Genomic DNA, 16859 nt, shown 5'->3' with positions numbered 1-16859 from the left:
CGTAAGGAGCAACCGAAACCATGGCGGTTTCCGTAACCCTTCCGGCGCTCGGCGAGAGCGTCACCGAGGGCACCGTCACCCGCTGGCTGAAGGCCGAGGGTGAGCGCGTCGAGGCCGACGAGCCGCTGCTCGAGGTCTCCACCGACAAGGTCGACACCGAGATCCCCTCCCCCGCGTCCGGCGTGCTGTCCTCCATCAAGGTCGCCGAGGACGAGACCGTCGAGGTCGGCGCCGAGCTGGCCGTGATCGACGACGGCACGGGCGCCCCCGCTGCCGCCCCGGCCCCGGCCGCCGAGCCCGAGCCCGCCGCGGCTCCGGAGCCGGCCGCCGCCGCGCCGTCCACCGAGCAGGCCGCCCCGGCGCCCGCTCCGACCGCCGAGGCCACGTCCGGCGGCGGCTCCGCCGAGGGCACGGACGTCGTCCTGCCCGCGCTCGGCGAGTCCGTCACCGAGGGCACCGTCACCCGCTGGCTGAAGTCGGTCGGCGACTCCGTCGAGGCCGACGAGCCGCTGCTCGAGGTCTCCACGGACAAGGTCGACACCGAGATCCCCGCCCCCGCTTCCGGCACCCTGCTGGAGATCGTGGTCGGCGAGGACGAGACGGCCGAGGTCGGCGCCAAGCTCGCCGTCATCGGTGCCGCGGGTGCCGCTCCGGCGGCCGCCCCGGCGCAGGAGGCCCCGGCCCCCGCCGCCGCCCCGGCTCCGGAGCCGGCTCAGCCCGCCGCGCCCGCCCCGGCCCCCGCGGCTCCGGCCGCGCCCGCCGCCGCAGCCCCGGCTCCGGCCCAGCCCGCCGCCCCGGCTCCCGCGCCCGCCGCCCCGGCTCCGGCCCCGGCTGCCCCGGCTCCGGCGAAGGCCGCCCCCGCTCCGGCCGCCCAGGCGACCGACGAGGGCGCCTACGTCACCCCGCTGGTGCGCAAGCTCGCCGCCGAGCACGGCGTCGACCTGGGCTCCGTCAAGGGCACCGGCGTCGGCGGACGTATCCGCAAGCAGGACGTCATCGCCGCCGCCGAGGCCGCGAGGGCCGCCGCCGCAGCCCCGGCTCCGGCCGCCGCCGCGGCCCCGGCCGCCAAGAAGGCGCCCACGCTGGAGGCCTCCCCCCTCCGTGGCCAGACCGTCAAGATGCCGCGCATCCGCAAGGTCATCGGCGACAACATGGTCAAGGCGCTGCACGAGCAGGCGCAGCTGTCCTCGGTCGTCGAGGTCGACGTCACCCGCCTGATGCGCCTGCGCGCCCAGGCCAAGGACTCCTTCGCCGCGCGCGAGGGCGTCAAGCTCTCCCCGATGCCGTTCTTCGTGAAGGCGGCGGCCCAGGCGCTGAAGGCCCACCCGGTCATCAACGCCAAGATCAACGAGGCCGAGGGCACGATCACCTACTTCGACACCGAGAACGTCGGTATCGCGGTGGACTCCGAGAAGGGCCTGATGACCCCGGTCATCAAGCACGCCGGCGACCTCAACATCGCGGGCATCGCCAAGGCCACGGCGGAGCTGGCGGGCAAGGTCCGCGGCAACAAGATCACGCCCGACGAGCTGTCCGGCGCGACCTTCACCATCTCCAACACCGGTTCGCGCGGTGCGCTCTTCGACACGATCATCGTGCCGCCGGGCCAGGTCGCGATCCTCGGCATCGGTGCCACGGTCAAGCGCCCGGCGGTCATCGAGACCGAGGAGGGCACGGTCATCGGCGTCCGCGACATGACGTACCTGACCCTGTCCTACGACCACCGCCTGGTGGACGGCGCCGACGCCGCCCGCTACCTGACGGCGGTCAAGGCGATCCTCGAGGCCGGCGAGTTCGAGGTCGAGCTCGGCCTCTGATCCTCGCTCTTCGGCAGTACGGCGCCCCGCCCGGACCTCTCCGGACGGGGCGCCGCTCTGTACCCGGACGCGAACGCCCCTCCAGGGGCGCGGGGAACCGCGCGACCAGCCCCGACACGCCCGCACCCGCCCGGCGGCACCCGGCACCGAGCTCGTGGGCGCCCCACCCATCACCGCGTGTGCGCCTCGTCTCACCTGCACCAAAGCACCGCCGTCGGTCCTCCCCGCGGAGCGCAACCGCCGTATTGTCTAAACGTCAACGCGCCTTAAGGAGCCCTCATGACCGCCCCCGTCATCCACTCGCTGCGCGAACAGATCCGCGAGCACATCCTCGAGGGGATCATCAGCGGGCGCTGGCAGCCGGGCGAGCGGATCGTCGAGCGGCGTATCGCCACCGAGCTCGAGGTGAGCCAGACCCCGGTCCGGGAGGCGCTGCGCGAGCTGGAGTCGCTGCGGCTGATCGAGTCCGCCCCCAACAAGGGCGTGCGGGTGCGCAATCTGACCGCCGGCGACCTGGAGGAGAGCTATCCGGTCCGCGCCGGCCTGGAGGCCATCGCCGCCGAGCTGGCCGCCGACCGCCTCGCCGAGGACTGCTCCGCGCTCGAGCCGCATGTGGCCGCCCTGTACGAGGCCGACCGGGACGCCGACGGCACCGGGCAGGTGCGGCACACGGTGGGCTTCCACCGCGAGCTGGTGCGGGCCGCGGGCAACTCGGTGCTGCTGCACACCTGGGAGGGCCTGGGCATCGAGGTCTTCACGGCACTGTCCATCCGCTGGCTCGGAACCGTTCAGCAGTCGTACGCGGAGGAGCACGAGGAGCTCGTCCAGGCGTTCCGCCGGCGGGACCCGAGGATCGCGGAACTCGTGAAGGCGCACGTGCTGGGCTGCGCCCCCAGGCCCTGATCGACAGGCGAGCATCACCCCGCTCACCTGCGGAAAGCCTTCGAAAACACGGCACCGCGTGCCATATGCCGAGGCACCGCATGCCTACTTTCCCCGGATCGCGATGTTTTACCCCGGAACCCTTTGATCGATCATCGATCAGGGAGTTATTGTCACCGCTGGACCTCCACCGAGGTCTTCCGCCCTGTCCTGCCAAAGACAAAGGGCAACCCCGAACCCTTGCCGATGAGGGAACCCCCTTCGACTGAGGAAGGCGGCGACATGACCGACCCCAACGCCATCCAGCCGAGCGCGCTCGACCAGCTCCCCGACCGTGACCCGGAGGAGACCGCCGAGTGGCAGGCCTCGCTGGACGCGGTCGCCGAGGCGGCCGGCCCGCACCGTGCGGCGTACCTGATGCGCCGCACCCTGGAGCGGGCCGAGGGCACCGGCATCGCGCTGCCCAAGCTCCTCGAGACGGACTACGTCAACACCATCCCCACCGCCGCCGAGCCGTCCGCGCCCGGTGACGAGGAGATGGAGCGGAAGATCACCGCGTGGAACCGCTGGAACGCGGCCGCGATGGTGACCCGCGGCTCCAAGCACGGCGTGGGCGGTCACATCGCCACCTTCGCCTCCGCCGCGTGGCTCTACGAGACCGGCTTCAACCACTTCTTCAAGGGCAAGGAGGGCGACGGCAGCGGCGACCAGCTCTACATCCAGGGCCACGCCTCGCCGGGCATCTACGCCCGCGCCTTCCTCGACGGCCGTCTCACCGAGCAACACCTGGACAACTTCCGCCAGGAGGCGGGCGGCAACGGCCTGCCGTCGTACCCGCACCCGCGCCGGCTGCCCTGGCTGTGGGAGTTCCCGACCGTCTCCATGGGTCTCGGCCCGCTGTCGGCGATCTACCAGGCCCGCTTCAACCGCTACCTCACGGCCCGCGGCGTCAAGGACGTCTCCGCGTCCCACGTATGGGCCTTCCTCGGCGACGGCGAGATGGACGAGCCGGAGTCGACGGCGGCACTCGCCCTGGCCTCCCGCGAGGGCCTGGACAACCTGACCTTCGTCATCAACTGCAACCTGCAGCGCCTCGACGGCCCGGTCCGCGCCAACTTCAAGATCGTGCAGGAGCTGGAGGCCCAGTTCCGCGGCGCCGGCTGGAACGTGATCAAGACCCTGTGGGGCACTGCCTGGGACGAGCTGTTCCAGCTCGACACCACGGGCGCGCTGGTCCGCCGGCTGCGCGAGGTGCCGGACGCGCAGGTGCAGACGTACCAGACGCGCGACGCCGCCTACATCCGCGAGGACTTCTTCGGCAAGGACCCGGCGCTCGCCGAGATGGCGAAGCTGCTCAGCGACGACAAGATCCTCGAGTGTTTCCACCTCTCCCGCGGTGGCCACGAGGCGCGCAAGGTGTACGCCGCATACAAGGCCGCCGTCGAGTTCAAGGGCGCGCCGACCGTGATCCTGGCCCAGACGGTCAAGGGCCACACCCTCGGCGAGGGCTTCGCGTCGAAGAACGCCAACCACCAGATGAAGAAGCTCTCGGTGGACGAGTTCAAGGCGATGCGCGACCTGCTCGAACTGCCCATCAAGGACAGCGACTTCGCCGACGGCGTGGTGCCCTACGGCCACCCGGGCGCCGACTCCCCCGAGGTCCGCTACCTCCAGGAGCGCCGCGCGGCCCTCGGCGGTCCCGCCCCGGCCCGCCGCGTCCACCCGGTGGCCCCGCTGCCGGCCCCCGCCGACAAGGCGTTCGCCGCCTTCGACAAGGGCTCCGGCTCGCAGAACGTCGCCACCACCATGGCGTTCGTCCGCCTGGTCAAGGACCTGGTCCGCGACAAGGAGACCGGTAGGCGCTGGGTGCCGATCGTCCCCGACGAGGCGCGCACCTTCGGCATGGAGAGCCTCTTCCCGTCCCTCGGCATCTACTCGCCGAAGGGCCAGACGTACGAGCCGGTCGACCGCGACCAGCTGATGTACTACAAGGAGGCGAAGAACGGGCAGATCCTCAACGAGGGGATCACCGAGGCCGGTTCGATGGCCGACTTCATCGCCGCGTCGACGTCGTACGCGACGCACGGCGAGACGATGATCCCGTTCTACATCTTCTACTCGATGTTCGGCTGGCAGCGCACGGCCGACCAGATGTGGCAGCTCGGCGACCAGCTCGGCCGCGGCTTCCTCGTCGGCGCGACGGCCGGCCGCACCACGCTGACCGGTGAGGGCCTGCAGCACGCCGACGGCCACTCCCCCGTCATCGCGGCGACCAACCCGGCGGCGCTGACGTACGACCCGGCCTTCGCCTACGAGGTCGCGGCCATCGTCAAGGACGGTCTGCGCCGGATGTACGGCGAGGCGGCCCCGGGCGAGGACCAGGACGTCTTCTACTACCTGACCGTCTACAACGAGCCGCTGCCGCAGCCCGCGAAGCCCGCGGTGGACGGCGTCGACCAGGGCATCGTCAAGGGCCTGTACCGCTTCAACACGGCGGAGTCGGCCGGTCTGTCCCCGGCGGCGAACGCCCCGCGCATCCAGCTCCTGGGCTCCGGCACCGCCATCCACTGGGCGCTGAAGGCGCAGAGGCTGCTCGCCGAGGAGTGGGGTGTGGCCGCCGACGTGTGGTCCGCGACCTCCTGGACGGAGCTGCGCCGTGACGCGCTGGAGGCCGACGCGGCCCTGCTGCGCGGCGAGGAGCGGGTGCCGTACGTCCGTCAGGCGTTGCAGGGCGCCGAGGGCCCGGTGCTCGCGGTCTCCGACTACATGCGTCAGGTCCCGGACCAGATCGCGCAGTGGGTCGAGCAGGACTGGTCCTCGCTGGGCGCCGACGGCTTCGGTCTGTCCGACACCCGTGACGCGGCCCGCCGCCACTTCGGGGTGGACGCCGAGTCGATCGTCGTCGCTGCCCTGGCCCAGCTCGCCCGGCGCGGCGAGGTCAAGGCCACCGCGGTGAAGGAAGCCCGCGAGAAGTACGGCCTGTAGCCGGGCCGGTGGTGAGCCAAGGGGCACGGCACTCGCCGTGCCCCTTGGCTGTATTCCTCGGCTGTCAGTGGGCCCCGGCATGATGACCGTATGCGTGCCGCTCGACTGATCAAGATGGTGCTGTTGCTCCAGTCCCGGCCCTCCATGACCGCCGGTGAGCTGGCGCGGGAGCTGGAGGTGTCCGAGCGGACGGTCACCCGGGACGCGCAGGCGCTGTCGGAGGCCGGGGTCCCGGTCTACGCCGAGCGGGGCCGGGCCGGCGGGTACCGGCTGGTCGGCGGGTACCGGACGCGGCTGACGGGGCTGGCGCGCGGGGAGGCCGAGGCGCTGTTCCTCAGCGGGGTGCCGGGGGCGCTGCGCGAGATGGGCCTGGAGGACGCCGCGTCGGCCGCGCGGCTGAAGGTGTCGGCGGCCCTGCTGCCGTCGCTGCGGGACGCCTCCCGTACGGCGGCCCAGCGCTTCCATCTGGACGCGCCGAACTGGTTCACCGAGCCGGCGCCCCCGGAGCTGCTGCCGGCGGTCGCGGACGCCGTGTGGGACGACCGCCGGATCGTCGCGCGCTACCGGCGGCGCGGCGACGAGGAGGTCGAGCGGGAGCTGGAACCGTACGGACTCGTGCTGAAGGCCGGTGTCTGGTACCTGTGCGCCCGGGTCCCCGGGGACGGTGCCCACCGGGTGTACCGGATCGAACGGTTCCTCGCGGTCGAGGCCGGTGACGGGCGGTTCGAGCGGGACGAGTCGTTCGATCTGCCCGGGTTCTGGGCGGAGCGGGCCGAGCAGTTCGCGCGGTCGATCCTGCGGACCGAGGTGGTGCTGCGGGTGTCGCCCGAGGGGGCGCGTGCCCTGCGGTTCGCCGTCGGGACGCCGGTCGCGCGGGAGGCGCTGGAGGCGGCGGGCGCCCCGGACGGGGACGGCTGGGTGACGGCGACCGTCCCGGTGGAGTCCGAGGAGGTCGCCCACGGCCAGCTCGCGGCGCTGGGCCCCGAGGTGGAGGTGCTGGCCCCGCGGTCGCTGCGGGAGCGGTTCGCCGCCGACGCGATACGCCTGGCGGCCCTGTACGCCGATTGAGTCACGCGCCCCATAACAATCCGTCGCACTCCACGTGCGCCCCACCGGTCCAGGGCCGATGCTTGACCCGTGATGGACGAGACGGAGTTCTGGGAGCTGGTGGACGCGACCCGTGAGGCCGCCGAGGGCGATCCCGAGGAGCAGGCCGACCTGCTCGTGGACCGGCTGGTCCAGCTGGATCCGGACGCCGTGCTCGACTTCGCCCGCCACTTCGAGGCCCGCTACAACCGTGCCTACACCTGGGATCTGTGGGGCGCCGCCTGGGTCCTGCTCGACGGGGCCAGCGACGACGCCTTCGACTTCTTCCGCTGCTGGCTGATCGGCCAGGGCCGCGAGGTGTACGAGGGCGCGGTGCACGACCCGGACTCCCTGGCCGAGCTGCTGGACGACTTCGACGAGGAGTTCGACGGCGACGGGGAGGAGCTGGGGTACGCCGCCGACGAGGCGTACGAGCAGCTCACCGGTGCCGTCGCCCCCGACCTGGGCCTGCCGCCCGCGCCCCCGGAGCCGTCCGGCACACCCGTGGACTTCGAGGACTCGCGGGCGCTGGCGGAGCGGTTTCCCCGGCTGTGGGAGCGGTTCAAGGGCTGAGCGTGTCCGCGCGCTAGGGGGCCCGGCCCTGGAGGCGGGCCGCCGTGGCCCTGATCTCCGGGAGGAGGGCGCTGAGGGCGGCGCCGGGGCAGCTCGTCGAGTAGCCGTCGTTGTGGCCGGCCACCGCCGGGAGCCTGGCGATGGTGCCGGAGGCGTAGCGGCTGAGGCTGTTGCTGGAGGTCAGCCGCACCTTCGTGCGGGGGTCGGTCCCGGAGAGCCCCAGCTTCCACGCCGCGACCGCGGCGATCGCGTCGGTCATCGCCTGCGGGACGGGTACCCCGTCCGTGAAGGTGCCGAGGGCGGCGACGCCCGCGGTGCGGTGGTTGAAACCCTGGGTGTGGGCGCCGGTGACGGGCCGGTCGGTGCCGCCGGCCCGGCCCTCGTAGATCGTGCCGCAGCGGTCGACGACGAAGTTGTAGCCGAGGTCGTCCCAGTGCCGTCCCCCGGTCTGCCCGGCGTACAGATGCTGGATGATCCGGGGCGAGTCGGCGCAGTCGTAGTCGTTCGGGGAGTCCGTGTGATGGACGAAGACGGCGACGACCTTGTCGTCGTAGCGCGGCGGCGGCTGGGTGTGGAGGGTCTCCTCGTCGAGCCAGACCTCCCGGGGCACGATGGGCGGCCTGGCCGCCTGGTACGAGGCCGGGCGCGCCGCGACGGGCCGCTTCTCCCGCTCGACGCTCTTCTCCACCCCGTCGGCGCACAGTACGAGCGCGAGCCCGGCGGCCACTCCCGGTACGAAACCGAGGGCCACGAGGACTCCCCGTCCCCCGGGGACACCTCGTACCCGTTCCGCCGTGACCCGTCGGATGGCACGCATGGTCCTACTGTCCGACGGATCCGGTCCGCCCGCGATGTGTGGTGTGACACCGGGTGGAACCATCATTCGGGTCCGGGGCGTTCCTCCTGGTGTACGCAGCGTGGCCGAATCCCCGTGACACGCCGCCGCGCGCTGATCAAGAAGCGCCCCGTGCGCGTACTAAGAGGTCCGGTCGAAGGTGAGGGAGAGGCGGCTCAGTGGACCTGCTCGACATCCTGCTGCTGCTCGTGATGGTGGCCTACGCGGCGTCCGGCTACCGGCGCGGGCTGGTGGCGGGCTGTGTCTCGCTGGCCGGCTTCGTGGGCGGCGCGGTGATCGGCGTGTGGCTTCTGCCGTGGGTGATGGACCTCGTCTCGCCGGGCACCACACGGGCGACGGTGGCCGCGGTGCTGACGGTGCTGCTGCCGGCCGTGCTGGTGCACGAGCTGGCGGGTCGGCTGGCCCTGCGGCTGCGCCGGGAGCTGGACCGCGGGCCGCTGCGGGTGGCGGACGGCATCGGCGGGGCGGTGGCCAACTCGGTGGCCGTGCTGATCGTGGCCTGGGTGGCGGCGAGCGTGCTGGCCGCGTCCTCCTCGCCGCTGCTGACGTCGGCGATCCGTGACTCGCGGCTGCTGGGGACCGTGCAGGACGCGATGCCGGACACCACCCCGGCCTGGTTCTCGCGGGCCACCTCCGCGCTGACCGAGGCGGGCTTCCCGCAGGTCTTCAACCCGTTCGAGAACGAGTCGACGGCCGAGGTCGCCAAGCCCACCGGCGACAGCGTCACCCCGGCCGCGACCGAGGCCGCCAAGCGCAGCACCGTCAAGATCGAGGGCACCGCGGGCACCCAGGGCCGCGAGGGCAGCGGCTTCGTGTACGCCCCGCAGCGTGTGATGACCAACGCCCATGTGGTGGCCGGCATCGACCGGCCGGACGTCCGCGTGGGCGGTGTCGGGCCGTCGTACGCCGCCCGGGTGGTGCTCTTCGATCCGCGGCGGGACGTGGCCGTGCTGTACGTGCCCCAGCTGCGCGCCCCGGTGCTGCGCTTCGACGACGCCACGCGCGGCGACTCGGCGGTGGTCGCGGGCTACCCGGAGGACGGCGCGCTGGATCTCCAGGCGGCGACGGTCGCCGGCCGCATACAGGCCACCGGGCAGAACATCTACAACGACGAGACCGTCACCCGCGAGATCTACTCGATCCGCTCGACCGTCCGGCCCGGCAACTCGGGCGGCCCGCTGCTGACCACCGAGGGCCGGGTGTTCGGGGTGGTCTTCGCCCGTTCCACCACCGACGACGAGACGGGTTATGTCCTGACGGCGGACGAGGTCGCCTCGGACGCCCGGCGCGCGGCGACCGCGACGGTCCCGGTGGACACCGGGGACCTGATCACCTCGTGACGCCGGGAGGCCTCACAGAGCACGTCCCATGAGCACGTCGTCGGCGTACCTCCCGTCGATGTGGAACTCCCCGGGCAGGACGCCTTCGACCACGAAGCCCTCGGAGGCGTAGAGCGCGCGGGCGGGGGTGTTGTGGCCGAGGACGCGCAGGGTGATGCGGCGGGCGCCCCGGCGCCGGGCGTCCTCGACGGCCGCCCGCACGAGCGCCCGCCCTACGCCCAGTCCCCTCACCTCGTCCGCGACGGCCAGCCCCTGGATCTGCCGGACGTGCGCGTTGCAGGCGAGCCGGGTCGGCGGGACCACGCGTATGTAGCCGACGGCCCGCCCGTCCAGCTCCGCGACGAGGACGTCCTCGGGGGCGTGGCGCTCGTCGAAGAAGGGCGGGTACGGCGGGCGCGGCCGGGGCAGGACGGCGTGCAGCGGTGACCAGGTGGAGCGGTCGAGCCGGGCCAGTTCCTCGTCGTCCTCGGGCCGGGCGGTACGGAGCACGGGTTGCGGGCGGGTCTCGGACATGACCGCCAGCCTATGAGAGGCATAGGGCCCTGTTCCGGGCAGGATGGTTTGCATGGATCAGTCGAGAATCGTGGTCGCCGGCTCCTCCGGCCTGATCGGCGCCGCCCTGGTGCGCTCGCTCGTCGCGGACGGCCATGAGGTGGTCCGGCTGGTGCGCCGGGCGCCCCGGGCGGCGGACGAGGTCCGCTGGGACCCCGACGGCGGTGAGGTGGCGGCGGCGGTGCTCGCCGGGTGCGACGCGGTGGTCAACCTGGCCGGCGCCAACGTGGGGGCGCGGCGCTGGACGGAGGCGTACAAGGAGAGCCTGCGGCGCGGCCGGGTCCTGGGCACGGAGGCGCTTGCCTCGGCGATGGCGGCGCTGAAGCCCGGTGAGCGGCCGCGGGTCTTCGTGAACGGCAGCGCGATCGGCTACTACGGCGAGACCGGCGAGGAGATCGTCGACGAGTCGAGCCCGCCCGGCGAGGGTTTCCTGCCGGAGCTGTGCGTGGAGTGGGAGGCCGCGGCGGCGCCCGCGCGGGAGGCCGGGGTGCGTACGGTGTTCGTGCGCACCGGCCTGGTGGTGGCCCGCGAGGGAGGGGCGTGGGGGCGGCTGTTCCCCCTGTTCAAGGCGGGCCTGGGCGGGCGGCTTGGGGACGGGCGGCAGTTCTGGTCGTTCGTGTCGCTGCACGACGAGGTGGCCGCGATCCGGTTTCTGCTGGACGCCGAGGAGCTGTCGGGGCCGTTCAATGTGACGGCACCCGAGCCGGTGACGAACCGTGAGATCTCGGCGGCCATGGGGCGGGTGCTGCACCGGCCCACGTTGTTCCAGGTGCCCGCGCCCGTCCTGCGGACCGTCCTCGGGGAGATGGCCGGGGATGTGCTGGGCAGTCAGCGGGTGGTGCCGGCGCGTCTGCTGGAGTCGGGCTTCACCTTCGCGTTCCCGGACGTCGAGGGCGCGATCCGGGCTGCGTTGAACTAGGACCCGGTGTCCGTATGCGACCGCCGTGCGACCGTGCTCTGTCGATGCGCGACTGTCCCTGACCGGTCACGTCCGTAACCTCGTGCCGAACTCGGGTATTTCCTGGGCCAGTTGGGGGCATGACGTCTCCACCGGCCGCGCAACCTCGAGGAGGGGCACGTGCTTGAGCCCGCGAACCAGGCGGACGTCGTCATCGTGGGAGCCGGGGTCGCCGGGCTCGCCGCGGCGCACCGGCTGACCAGCGCAGGAATCACCACCGCGGTCCTGGAGGCGGCCCCCTACCCGGGTGGCCGCATGTCGACCGAGAAGGTCGACGGCTTCCGGCTGGACCGGATCGGGCAGCTTCTGTCGACGTCGTATCCCGAGCTCCGCCGGACACCGGCCCTGGACGCGCTCGCGCTGCGGTCCTTCGCCCCGGGGGTGCTGCTGCACAGCGACGGACGCCGGCACCGCGCCGGCGCACTCACCGGCCCGGCGAGCGCCCGGCGCGCGAGGGGCGCACTCCACGCCGTACGCGCTATGGCGAGCGCCCCCAGGGGTTCCGCCGGACGCGGGGCGCCGGCGGTCCCCCGGGCGCGGGCGGGAGCCCCGCTGGGCACCGCCGTCGACCAGGCACGGCTGGGCGCCGCGCTGGCCCGGCTGGCCTCCGCACCCGTCGAACGGCTGCTCGCCCGCCCCGAGGCCCCGGCCGCACAGGCCCTCGCCGAGCGGGGCATCCCGGCGCGCACGATCGACGGCTTCCTGCGGCCGCTGCTGGCCGCCCTGCTGTACGACCAGGAGCTGACCACCTCCAGCCGGTGCGCGGACCTCGCGCTGCACGCCTTCGCGGGCGGCCGGCTCTGTCTGCCCGAGGGCGGCGCCGAGGCGCTGCCCGAGTTGCTGGCGCGCTCGCTGCCGCCGGGCACCGTGCACACCGGGGTGCGGGTCACCTCGATCGCCACGACGGCCGTGACGACCGCCGAGCACGGCGAGATCCGGTGCCGTGCGGTGCTGCTGGCCACCGACGCGCGGACCGCCGCCGAGCTGCTGCCGGGGCTGCGGGTGCCCGGCTTCCACCCGGTGACGGTCCTCCACCACACGATGGACGAGGCACCGGCGACCGGCGCCTCCCTGCTGCTCGACGCCGACCGGAGCGGTCCGGTGGCGCACACGGCGGTGATCAGCCGCGTCGACCCGAGCCGCGCCCCGGCCGGCCGCGCCCTCGTCACCTCGACGGTCCTCGGCACCCCACCGCCGGACGTCGACACCGCCGTACGCACGCATCTCGCGCGCCTGTACGGCACCTCGACGGCCCGCTGGGAGACGCTGGCCGTGCACCACACCCCCGAGGCCGTGCCCGCGATGACCGCGCCGCACGACCTGCGCCGGCCGGTACGCCTGCTCGCGGGCCTGTACGTGTGCGGCGACCACCGGGACACCAGCACGGTCCAGGGCGCCCTGCACTCGGCCCGCCGCGCCACCACGGCGATCCTGTCGGACCTGGGCGCGGCGGGCTCCCTGCACAGCGCGGAACCCCTGCGGACGGCGGCCTGACCGGCCCGGACGGCCGGGCCGGGCCGCGACCCGCCCGGACGGCCGCCCGACCCGCGCGGTCCCCTTACGGCCGGGCCACTCGGCTCGGTGGAGCCGCCGCCCTGCCTCCGGACAGCCAACTGGGGTGGGCCGCGTCGGCCCCGCAGGCGCCGGCCCAGCCCCCGAACCAGACGCCCCCACGAACCGGCCGCCCGGGCCGGGCGCACCGCCACGAGCTGCCGGGCCGCCCGGTCACAGCAGCGCGGCGACCCTGTCCCGGTAGCCCCGGACGGGGGCCGCGTCGCGGTACGGCTCCAGCCGGCGTTCGAAGTCCCTGACGTACTCGATCGCCCGGACGGACCGCATCTCGGCGGCCTGGCCGGCGGCCTCCGCACCTAGCGCGCACGCCTGGTCGAGTTCGCCGAGGCCGAGGCGGGCGCTGGCCAGGACCAGCCGGCAGAAGAGACGGCTGCGGGCGAAGGCCGGGGCACGGAGTTGCAGGGAGCGCTCGGCGTGCTGGGCCGCGGCCCGGAACTGCTGGAGGTCCCGGTGGCAGTGGCCGAACTCGTCGGCGAGCTGTGCCTCGTCGAAGAAGCGCGCCCAGTGCGGCACGTCGTCGCCGGGCCGGGCGGCCTCCAGGGCGCGTTCGGCCCGGACCAGCGAGGCCGTGCAGGCGCGCACCTCGCCGAGCACGCCGTGCCCGCGCGCCTCGCAGGCGTGCAGCAGGGCGAGGACGGCGGGCGGGGCGCCGGTGCCCACGCCCTGCTGGGCGACGCGCGCGAGCTGGACGGCCTCGCGGCCGTGCCCGAGGTAGACGGCCTGCCGGCTCATGGTCGCGAGGACGTAGGCCCCGAACGCCCGGTCGCCGGCCGCCTGCGCGAGCCGCAGCGCCTGTACGAAGTAGCGCTGCGCGAGGCCGTGCGCGGCGATGTCGAACGACGTCCAGCCCGCGAGCCGGGTGAGGTCGGCGGCGGCGGCGAACAGCCGGCGGCCGGTCTGCTCGCCGTAGGTGCCGCGCAGCATCGGCTCGCACTCGTGCTCCAGGTAGCGCACGAGGGCCTGCCGGGCGTGGCCGCCGCCGTACATGTCGTCCAGGGAGCGGAACAGGTCGCCGACCGAGCGCAGCGCGGCGATGTCGCCGCCGGTGACCTTCTGCCCGGGCCCGCGCTCGGCCTGGCCGCGCTGGCGGGGCACCACCGGCCGGCCGGGGACCGGCACCCGCGGCACCGGCTCGCCGCGCGCGACCTTCTCGTCGGCCCGCCCGATCAGCCAGTCCCGGCTGGGCACGACGAGGCCGGCCGGGGTGAACGCGATCTTGCGCAGCTCGGCATGGCTGCCGGAGTCCTTGCGCCACAGGCCGCTGACGATGTCGACGGCCTCCTCGGGGGTCGCCGCGAACTCCAGCCCGGCGTACACGGGCGCGCAGGCGTCCAGGCCGAGGTCTTGGGCGGTGAGCCGGCGGCCGAGGCGCCGGGTGAAGACCTCGGCGATCAGCGCCGGGGTGGTGCCGCGCGGCTGCTGTCCGCGCAGCCAGCGGGTGACCGATGTCTTGTCGTATCTCAGGTCAAGCCCGTGTTCGAGTCCGAGCTGGTCCACCCGGCGGGCGAGACCCGCGTTGGAGAATCCCGCTTCTGCGATGAGCGCGGCGAGCTGTCGATTGGGAGTGCGCTGCGCGGGTCGTTCCGTCATCTGCGGTGCGGTCTCCTGCCTTTCGGGCGTCGTGTGGCCGTACGGCCGCCGAACGCCCGGAATTGCCGTGAGCAGCCCTTTTGGCCTCTCGAACGGCGCGAATGTAGCGGAGAGTAAACAGCCGATCGCACATTACGCCGCCCATTCATCCGATCGTGTGAGGATTGCGCCAGCGGGCTGACGTGGGCCTCCGGAGCCCACTCGAACGGACCGGTCGTACAGTGGCGTAGGCACGCTTCGTGCCTTACGACTTTCCGGTGCTTCTAGGGAGGCGCTTGCCGTGAGTGAGTTGCGGTTCGTCCGCTTGGGGTTCGGGGCGGATGCCGTCGAGTACCAGGAGGCGTGGGACGAGCAGCGCCGCGTGCACGCGGCCCGGTTCGCCGACGAGATCGACGACACCGTCCTGCTGCTCGAACACCCCCCGGTCTACACGGCGGGCCGGCGCACCGCCGACAACGAGCGCCCGCTCGACGGCACGCCCGTCATCGACGTGGACCGCGGCGGCAAGATCACCTGGCACGGTCCCGGCCAGCTGGTCGGCTACCCCATCCAGAAGCTCCCCCGCCCGGTCGACGTCGTGGCGCACGTACGGCGGCTGGAGGAGGCCCTGATCCGCACCTGCGCGGAGTTCGGCCTGGAGACCACCCGGGTCGAGGGCCGCAGCGGCGTCTGGGTCCTCGGCGACCCGGTCGAGCAGCGCCCCTCCCTCGGAGGGCTCTCCCTGGACTTCGACCCCCGCCTCACGGACGACGAGTTCGACCCGCGGCTCAACGGCCCGGAGTACGCCCCGTCCAACGCCGGCCAGCGCCGCGAGGACCGCAAGATCGCCGCCATCGGCATCCGGGTCGCCAAGGGCGTCACCATGCACGGCTTCGCACTGAACGTGAACCCGGACAACAAGTGGTTCGACAAGATCATCCCGTGTGGCATCCGGGACGCGGGCGTCGCCTCGCTGGCGGCGGAGCTCGGCCGGGACATCACCATCGAGGACGTGCTCCCGGTCGTCGAGCGCCATCTGAAGGACGTCCTGGAGAACGCCGACCTCAGACCCCGCGAGATCGAGAAGGCGACCGTCTGAGACTGGGAATCAGGCCTGCGGTCATGAGGTTGGCCTGACAGCAGAGCCCGGTAAGCACGGGCGTACCCTGGTGTACGCCGAAGAATCGAAGCACAGGGAGCCGACGTGTCCGCAGTCTCACCGGACGGACGCAAGATGCTGCGCCTGGAGGTCCGCAACAGCCAGACCCCCATCGAGCGCAAGCCCGAGTGGATCAAGACCCGGGCGAAAATGGGCCCCGAGTACACGAAGATGCAGAGCCTCGTGAAGAGCGAGGGGCTGCACACGGTCTGCCAGGAAGCCGGCTGCCCGAACATCTACGAGTGCTGGGAGGACCGCGAGGCCACCTTCCTCATCGGCGGCGACCAGTGCACCCGGCGCTGCGACTTCTGCCAGATCGACACCGGCAAGCCCGAGGCGCTCGACCGCGACGAGCCGCGCCGCGTCGGCGAGTCCGTGGTCACCATGGACCTGAACTACGCCACCATCACCGGCGTCGCGCGTGACGACCTCCCCGACGGCGGCGCCTGGCTGTACGCCGAGACGGTCCGCCAGATCCACGAGCAGACCGCCGCCCGCGAGGCCGGCCGCACCAAGGTCGAGCTGCTCGCCCCCGACTTCAACGCGGTCCCGGAGCTGCTGCAGGAGGTCTTCGCCTCCCGCCCCGAGGTCTTCGCGCACAACGTCGAGACGGTGCCGCGCATCTTCAAGCGCATCCGCCCCGGCTTCCGCTACGAGCGCTCCCTCAAGGTCATCACCGACGCCCGCGACTACGGCCTGGTCACCAAGTCGAACCTGATCCTGGGCATGGGCGAGACCCGCGAGGAGGTCAGCGAGGCGCTCAAGCAGCTGCACGACGCCGGCTGCGAGCTGATCACCATCACGCAGTACCTGCGCCCGAGCGTGCGCCACCACCCCGTGGAGCGCTGGGTCAAGCCGCAGGAGTTCGTGGAGCTTAAGGAGGAGGCCGAGGAGATCGGCTTCTCCGGTGTGATGTCGGGCCCGCTGGTGCGCTCCTCGTACCGGGCCGGCCGCCTCTACCAGATGGCCGTCGAGAAGCGCGGCGCGTACGTCGCCTCCCAGGCCGTCTGACGGCACGGGTCGTCGGATGGCCCAGGCCGCCCGATGGCACGGAGTGTCACTGTGCGCATGTGAATCCGCGCACAGGTGAACGCTCCCCGACTTCGTCCTTCCGACGCGGTCCGGTACGTCGTCGCAGATCGCGACCAGGTCCGGACCGCGTTCGGTCGTTCCGGCCCCCCATTCGGCCTTCATCGGTGTTTGACCGGTCGGTCACGCCCTGGTAACACCAATCAGTGACCCTGGTTGCACACGCTGTGCACCGCTCACCGGAGCATTCATTCCCGAGGGGGGACCTCTGCCATGCAGGCCGCGCCCGTTCGCGCCACCGCCATCCCGTCGTTCACCGATGCACTGCGTGCCGTCGAGTCGCTGCTGATGGGCAGCGGCCAGCGCACGGCCCGTCGCAACGCCTGGACCTCCGTCCTGGAGGACCGCCGCCGCGCGAAGGACCGCGTCGAGGCGGAGCGCGTCCTGGAGCGGACCCCCGCTCCCCGCCTCTGAGGACACG

Annotated in this window: 14 protein-coding genes; 11 read left to right on the top strand and 3 right to left on the bottom strand. The window is 73.0% G+C overall.

Annotation, left to right across the window (positions count from 1 at the left end; translation table 11 throughout):
* Positions 1–20: 20 nt before the first annotated feature.
* The 5 genes from sucB (at position 21) to KBY32_RS24935 (ending at position 7343) form a co-directional block, all read left to right on the top strand.
* On the top strand, positions 21–1817 hold the full coding sequence (gene sucB / locus KBY32_RS24955; RefSeq protein ID WP_210981722.1) for a 2-oxoglutarate dehydrogenase, E2 component, dihydrolipoamide succinyltransferase: 1797 nt from the start codon (positions 21–23) through the stop codon (positions 1815–1817).
* Positions 1818–2096: 279 nt separating this feature from the next.
* Complete coding sequence (locus tag KBY32_RS24950; RefSeq protein WP_055620584.1) at positions 2097–2720, top strand: GntR family transcriptional regulator; 624 nt, start codon at positions 2097–2099, stop codon at positions 2718–2720.
* A gap of 261 nt (positions 2721–2981) precedes the next feature.
* Positions 2982–5684 (top strand): pyruvate dehydrogenase (acetyl-transferring), homodimeric type, encoded by a 2703-nt coding sequence (gene aceE / locus KBY32_RS24945; protein ID WP_210981721.1) that lies wholly within the window; start codon positions 2982–2984, stop codon positions 5682–5684.
* Between the two features lie 90 nt (positions 5685–5774).
* On the top strand, positions 5775–6752 hold the full coding sequence (locus KBY32_RS24940; RefSeq protein ID WP_210981720.1) for a YafY family protein: 978 nt from the start codon (positions 5775–5777) through the stop codon (positions 6750–6752).
* Between the two features lie 72 nt (positions 6753–6824).
* On the top strand, positions 6825–7343 hold the full coding sequence (locus KBY32_RS24935) for a DUF4240 domain-containing protein (protein WP_055620587.1): 519 nt from the start codon (positions 6825–6827) through the stop codon (positions 7341–7343).
* Positions 7344–7356: 13 nt separating this feature from the next.
* On the opposite strand, the gene KBY32_RS24930 is transcribed toward KBY32_RS24935, so the two are convergent.
* Positions 7357–8094 (bottom strand): peptidoglycan recognition protein, encoded by a 738-nt coding sequence (locus KBY32_RS24930; protein WP_308293793.1) that lies wholly within the window; start codon positions 8092–8094, stop codon positions 7357–7359.
* 263 nt (positions 8095–8357) lie between these two features.
* Here KBY32_RS24930 and KBY32_RS24925 point away from each other — a divergent pair, with 263 nt between their 5' ends.
* Positions 8358–9539, top strand: coding sequence for a MarP family serine protease (locus KBY32_RS24925; protein ID WP_055620589.1), 1182 nt, complete (start codon positions 8358–8360; stop codon positions 9537–9539).
* A 12-nt stretch (positions 9540–9551) separates the two neighbouring features.
* Here the strand turns inward: KBY32_RS24925 and KBY32_RS24920 are convergent, their stop codons facing one another.
* Positions 9552–10052: a GNAT family N-acetyltransferase gene (locus KBY32_RS24920; RefSeq protein ID WP_210981719.1), complete on the bottom strand. Its 501-nt coding sequence runs from the start codon at positions 10050–10052 to the stop codon at positions 9552–9554.
* A gap of 52 nt (positions 10053–10104) precedes the next feature.
* Between KBY32_RS24920 and KBY32_RS24915 the strand changes: the two genes are divergently transcribed.
* Complete coding sequence (locus KBY32_RS24915; RefSeq protein WP_210981718.1) at positions 10105–11010, top strand: TIGR01777 family oxidoreductase; 906 nt, start codon at positions 10105–10107, stop codon at positions 11008–11010.
* Positions 11011–11169: 159 nt separating this feature from the next.
* Positions 11170–12543 (top strand): NAD(P)/FAD-dependent oxidoreductase, encoded by a 1374-nt coding sequence (locus tag KBY32_RS24910; protein ID WP_210981717.1) that lies wholly within the window; start codon positions 11170–11172, stop codon positions 12541–12543.
* 231 nt (positions 12544–12774) lie between these two features.
* On the opposite strand, the gene KBY32_RS24905 is transcribed toward KBY32_RS24910, so the two are convergent.
* Positions 12775–14211, bottom strand: a complete 1437-nt coding sequence (locus KBY32_RS24905; protein ID WP_115508973.1) for a regulator — start codon at positions 14209–14211, stop codon at positions 12775–12777.
* Between the two features lie 280 nt (positions 14212–14491).
* On the opposite strand from KBY32_RS24905, the gene lipB reads away from it, so the two are divergent.
* The 3 genes from lipB to KBY32_RS24890 all read left to right on the top strand — a co-directional run bounded on the left by lipB (position 14492) and on the right by KBY32_RS24890 (position 16852).
* On the top strand, positions 14492–15289 hold the full coding sequence (gene lipB, locus KBY32_RS24900) for a lipoyl(octanoyl) transferase LipB (protein ID WP_210981716.1): 798 nt from the start codon (positions 14492–14494) through the stop codon (positions 15287–15289).
* 105 nt (positions 15290–15394) lie between these two features.
* Positions 15395–16360: a lipoyl synthase gene (gene lipA, locus KBY32_RS24895; protein ID WP_108706558.1), complete on the top strand. Its 966-nt coding sequence runs from the start codon at positions 15395–15397 to the stop codon at positions 16358–16360.
* A gap of 291 nt (positions 16361–16651) precedes the next feature.
* Positions 16652–16852 (top strand): hypothetical protein, encoded by a 201-nt coding sequence (locus KBY32_RS24890; RefSeq protein ID WP_055620596.1) that lies wholly within the window; start codon positions 16652–16654, stop codon positions 16850–16852.
* Positions 16853–16859 lie beyond the last annotated feature (7 nt).

The sequence above is a fragment of the Streptomyces sp. RK62 genome (assembly GCF_018070255.1).
GTDB lineage: Bacteria > Actinomycetota > Actinomycetes > Streptomycetales > Streptomycetaceae > Streptomyces > Streptomyces nigra.
Note: the sequence above shows the minus strand (reverse complement) of the source record. Positions and strands in the feature narration are given on the sequence as shown.